The sequence below is a fragment of the Psychrobacter sp. W2-37-MNA-CIBAN-0211 genome, assembly GCF_040309405.1.
Taxonomy (GTDB): Bacteria; Pseudomonadota; Gammaproteobacteria; order Pseudomonadales; family Moraxellaceae; genus Psychrobacter; species Psychrobacter glaciei.
The window spans coordinates 1-230 of the sequence record NZ_JBEOOU010000641.1 but is presented as its reverse complement, the minus strand read 5'-3'; the positions used below and the strand labels follow the sequence as shown (position 1 = coordinate 230).

Genomic DNA, 230 nt, shown 5'->3' with positions numbered 1-230 from the left:
ACTCACACCTTTGTGCCACCTACCCCGGGTCCTATCGCAGCGGCGGGCAATCTAGGGCTTGAGTCACAACTAGGACTGGTCATTGCTGTCGGTGTGTTTGTTGCTGCTATAGCCGCTTTTGCAGGTATGCTATGGGCTAACCGTTTTGCCAACGAACAACCTGACGGCGAAGGTGCTGAAGAACTTAATGCACAACTACCAGACTTTGACGATCTGAAGCAGACATACGG

General features: G+C 52.2%; 1 protein-coding gene. It reads left to right on the top strand.

The window, feature by feature from the left end; genetic code table 11:
• Window positions 1-230, top strand: a 230-nt coding sequence (locus tag AAEY72_RS16580; protein WP_502945420.1) for a GntT/GntP/DsdX family permease, incomplete at both ends; no start/stop codon positions are given.